Origin of the sequence: Pontimonas sp., from assembly GCF_031581085.1 — a bacterium.
Taxonomy (GTDB): domain Bacteria; phylum Actinomycetota; class Actinomycetes; order Actinomycetales; family Microbacteriaceae; genus Pontimonas.
On record NZ_JAVLBO010000042.1, the window covers coordinates 1 to 3,744 of the forward strand.

Annotated in this window: 4 protein-coding genes, 1 tRNA gene and 1 pseudogene; 3 read left to right on the forward strand and 3 right to left on the reverse strand. The window is 57.6% G+C overall.

Annotated elements, in window-relative coordinates; translation table 11 throughout:
• The first annotated feature begins 13 nt into the window (after positions 1 to 13).
• The gene (locus RI518_RS07540; protein WP_310689776.1) at positions 14 to 169 is read left to right on the forward strand and encodes a hypothetical protein; all 156 of its coding nucleotides are present in this window, start codon (positions 14 to 16) and stop codon (positions 167 to 169) included.
• A 143-nt stretch (positions 170 to 312) separates the two neighbouring features.
• On the opposite strand, the gene RI518_RS07545 is transcribed toward RI518_RS07540, so the two are convergent.
• Positions 313 to 1,533: a pyridoxal phosphate-dependent aminotransferase gene (locus RI518_RS07545; RefSeq protein ID WP_310689773.1), complete on the reverse strand. Its 1,221-nt coding sequence runs from the start codon at positions 1,531 to 1,533 to the stop codon at positions 313 to 315.
• A gap of 50 nt (positions 1,534 to 1,583) precedes the next feature.
• Between RI518_RS07545 and aspS the strand changes: the two genes are divergently transcribed.
• Entirely contained in the window at positions 1,584 to 2,927 is a 1,344-nt protein-coding gene (aspS, locus tag RI518_RS07550; RefSeq protein ID WP_310689774.1) for an aspartate--tRNA(Asn) ligase, read from the forward strand.
• Between the two features lie 39 nt (positions 2,928 to 2,966).
• Here the strand turns inward: aspS and RI518_RS07555 are convergent.
• Together RI518_RS07555 and RI518_RS07560 are read right to left on the reverse strand one after the other, a co-directional pair.
• Positions 2,967 to 3,056 (reverse strand) — tRNA-Ser (locus tag RI518_RS07555).
• A 50-nt stretch (positions 3,057 to 3,106) separates the two neighbouring features.
• Entirely contained in the window at positions 3,107 to 3,436 is a 330-nt protein-coding gene (locus RI518_RS07560; RefSeq protein ID WP_310689775.1) for a hypothetical protein, read from the reverse strand.
• A gap of 146 nt (positions 3,437 to 3,582) precedes the next feature.
• Between RI518_RS07560 and RI518_RS07565 the strand changes: the two are divergent.
• Positions 3,583 to 3,744, forward strand: a pseudogene (locus RI518_RS07565) (DNA repair protein RadA); the annotation flags it as partial.

Below are 3,744 nucleotides of genomic sequence, written 5' to 3' on the forward strand. Positions count from 1 at the left end.
CGGTAAAGCTCGTGTGTCGACAAAACACACTCTGGCGATTACTAACCCCGGTGGTGCAGACGCAGAAGATGTGGGTTCACTTGCGAGGTATATCCGCACCCACGTGGCAAACACTTTCGGTGTGGTTCTTCAACCAGAGCCGACGCTGGTGGGCATCCCTCTCGACTAACCACCATCAGTTTCCCGCCAAAGGGGTCTTGCGTCACGGTTTTTTAGGCCAATGCTGTTTTGGGCCAATGCTGTTTTGGACCACAATCGCTTCGATCGTGGAAGCCGATTCGACACCACCGACCGCAGGTGTTGAGCGGGGTTCTAGGCTCCGAAGAAGGCTTGTAGTCGACGTACTCCTTCGGCGAGGTCATCATCACCTAGGGCGTAGCTAAAGCGCAGATACCCACTGGGTCCGAAAGCTTCGCCCGGTACCGCGGCGACCTCGCACTGCTCCAGGATCAGGTCGGCAAGTTCAAGAGACGTGGTCGGAGTAACACCGCCGAAGGTTTTTTCGAGCAATCCCCGCACATCGGGGTAGACATAGAACGCTCCGGTGGGCTCTGGGCACACCACACCAGGAATGGCGTTTAGTCCTTCCACAATGGCGAGGCGTCTGGTGTTAAACCGCTCCCGCATGGCAAGTGCTTCCGACTGGTCGCCTGTGAGTGCCGCAAGCCCGGCAATCTGTGAGACGTTTGCCACATTGCTGGAAAGGTGTGATTGCAGGTTCGCAGCAGCTTTAATGGGAGCTTCTGGTCCGACCATCCAACCCAGCCGCCATCCGGTCATCGCATAGGTTTTTGCCACACCGTTCACCAGGATGGTGTTACCCGTTGCTTCTGGTGCCGCCTCAGTGATCGACACGGCGTGAGAGTGTGGGTCCGACAGGTCGTCGTAGACGAGATTTTGGTAAATCTCGTCAGCGATGATCCAAATATTGTGCTCTGTCGCCCACAAGCCAATCGCCCGTGTTTCTTCGAAGGTGTAGGTCGCACCGGTGGGGTTAGACGGCGACACAAACAAGATCGCCGCAGTATTTTCTGTGCGGGCCGCCTCGAGCTGTTCCACCGTGACTTTGTAGTCTTGGTCAGCTCCGGCAAAGACCGACACGGCTTTCGCACCGGTCAGCTCAATCGCTTCCGGATAGGTCGTCCAGTAGGGGGCGGGAACTAACACTTCATCGCCAGCGTCCAACACGGCCTGGCATGCCTGATACACAGCCTGTTTTCCGCCGTTTGTCACCACCACTTGGGAAGCATCGACACTCCAGCCGGAATCCCGCGCCGTTTTCTCCGCAATGGCCTGTCGCAACTCGGGCAACCCGACTGCGGGGGTGTAGCGGTGGTTTTTGGGGTCCCGAACCGCAGCAGCGGCGGCCTCCACCACATGAGCGGGTGTGGGGAAGTCGGGTTCGCCGGCCGCAAAACTAATCACCGGCCGGCCCTCTGCTTTGAGGGCTTTGGCTTTTTGGTCGACTTTCAGGGTCGCGGACGGCGCAATCTGGGACAGGCGGTGAGAAATTCCTGGGGCAAGCGGGCTCATACTCCCAGGGTAGCCCTCTGGATTGGCTTAGAACAGTAGACTCGGGCCTCGTGACCACTAGGACTCTCATTCGCGACCTTGCCCACCTTCCAGACGGCAGCGAGGTGAGCGTTTCTGGCTGGGTTGAGACTGTCCGGGATCAAAAAAAGGTGCAGTTTGTCATCCTTCGCGATGAAACCGGCTCCCTTCAACTGGTAAACCCCGCCACCAGGGAAGGGGACGAAGCAGCAGATGCCAACCCCGAAGCCCTCGAACTGACCGAGTCGATATCGACTCTTACCCACGGCAGCATGCTGAGTGTTGTAGGAACCCTGAAACACGATGAGCGGGTAAAGCTTGGCGGGTTAGAGGTCAAGATTGGCTCAGTGGATCTCGCATCGCTGTCCCTACCAGAGCTTCCCATCGCCGAAGATTCCAGTGTCGATAAGCGGATGGACTGGCGCTTTGTTGACCTCAGACGCCCAGATGCCGGGCTGCTCTTTCGTGTTCAAACAACGTTTGAACACGCACTGCGTAGTTGGTGGATTGAGCGCGACTTCATCGAAATTCACACCCCGAAGCTGATGGCCAGTGCCAGTGAATCCCGAGCGGAACTTTTCGAAGTCCCCTACTTTGAGACCACTGCGTATTTGGCGCAGTCACCGCAGTTTTTCAAACAGATGGCGCAATCGGCAGGTTTTGGCCGCATCTTCGAAATTGCTCCGGCCTTTCGGGCCGACCCGTCGTTTACGGCTCGCCATGCCACCGAATTTACTTCGGTGGACATGGAGGTCAGTTGGATCGACAGCCACGAAGACGTCATGGTCATGCACGAAGAACTCCTGACCGCAGGTATCCAGTCCGTGGTGGAACAACACGGCGAGGCTATACGTGATCAACTTGGCGTGGAACTTGCTACCCCCACCGGCGCCTTCCCCCGAGTCACCCTCCAAGAAGCCAGGGACAAGGTCGCCGCCGATGGTTACGAGATTGTCCGCGAAGACGGCGACCTTGACCCTGAGGCCGAACGGCGCCTCTCGGCACTGATTAAGGCGGAAACAGGCAGCGACTTTGTGTTTGTCACGGACTACGACACCGCAATTCGGCCGTTCTACCACATGCGACACGACGACAACCCAGCGCTGACCAAGTCATACGACCTGCTCTACAACGGCACCGAAATTGCCACCGGTGCTCAGCGTGAGCACCGGATTGATGTGTTGGAAGCCCAAGCGCGAGACAAAGGCATGTCCTTAGAAGACCTCGAGCACTACCTCGACTTCTTCCGCTACGGAGTCCCCCCACACGGCGGTTTTGGTATGGGACTAGCCAGAGTCATCATGCTGATGTTGGAACAAACCAGCATTCGAGAGACCACTTATCTCTTCAGAGGGCCCAACCGACTCCAGCCCTAGCAAAGTGGTTGGATGGGGGTCCCGAGGACCTACATCAAATGGCGGTACCGGTGGGATTTGAACCCACGGTGGGCGTTAACCCACACAACTTTTCGAGAGTTGCACCTTCGGCCGCTCGGACACGGTACCGCCCACGATTGTACACAGCTCCAGCTCCGCGAAAATCTTGGAGAGCCCCACTAAACCTCTTTTTCGAGTTCCGCAGCGATGCTGCGGAGCGTCCTCGCAATCTCTCCTCGGTCACTCGGCCTCTCTGATGCCTGAAGCCCTTCCACAATGAGCTCTCTCGCCAGTCGGGAAGGCGGCAGGCCGCGTCGGTGGGCTTGGTCCACCAAGGCATCGTGTTCGGAGTCAAACAGTCGAAGAGAAAACACCACGCCCCGCTTTCCTCCCGGCCGAGACACTCGGGTTCCAGGTTTCAGCGGTGCATCTGTGTACTGTTCACTGTGGAGGGCTTCTGCCTCGAGAAGCTCCTCGTATTCATTATTTCTTCGCGGCTGATCTGACATATTGTCTTTCGTTGGATTGCATCGCAGATTAAATGTTATTCATATGTACTACACGAGTTACGGGTTTTTCACAGCCTTACAAGGACCTCTCCACGGCCGGCCCTGTCTCCCCGCGCCACGTCAGCGGCTCGGGGTAGCCTTCAGTCATGCCTAAGACCGCTGCCGCTTACAAATGCGATGAGTGCGGGTGGACGACGCTTAAGTGGGTTGGTCGCTGCGGTGAATGCCAATCCTGGGGCACAGTGGTGGAGGCGGGCACGAAGGCCAACCGACCCCGAGTCGAAGCCGCAATTGTCGGCGAAGACGAC